Source organism: Oceanospirillum sediminis (assembly GCF_014164585.1).
Lineage (GTDB): Bacteria > Pseudomonadota > Gammaproteobacteria > Pseudomonadales > Halomonadaceae > Oceanospirillum > Oceanospirillum sediminis.
In genome coordinates this window covers 1-384 of the sequence record NZ_JACJFM010000195.1, presented here as the reverse complement: position 1 = coordinate 384, position 384 = coordinate 1, and the positions used below count along the sequence as shown (strand labels likewise).

Genomic DNA, 384 nt, shown 5'->3' with positions numbered 1-384 from the left:
CCTGATATCATTTTCGCCCTGATTGTTGGTGAAAGGGACTTCAGATACGTTCAAAAATCTTAGAACGTCATCCTCATAGGCCCTTAACCTTTCCAGTAAGGCCCTCGACTTACTTCGTTTCAAGCGGCCTCGCTGCCCTTCCTTACGCTGGCTTTCATCCGGTGGGGGGCTTTCCTCATCTCCTGCTTCCAGAATAGCCCTGTATCGTTCGATATACTGGCATCTGACTTTCTGAGACACCGATCCATTTTGCTCCAGAACAGTCCTGTTCATTTCTTTAAGCAGATTCTGAAGCAACCGGGCCCAGGCTTGATTATCCTGTTCCCAGGCCCTTTCCAGTTCTCTCAGATGATGAGCATTACACAGCGCATGCTGGCAGCTTTT

At 49.0% G+C, this 384-nt stretch carries 1 protein-coding gene; it reads right to left on the bottom strand.

Annotated elements, in window-relative coordinates; all coding sequences use genetic code 11:
* Positions 1-384 (bottom strand): IS66 family transposase (locus H4O21_RS24530; protein ID WP_182812543.1); only part of this gene is annotated, 384 nt, incomplete at both ends.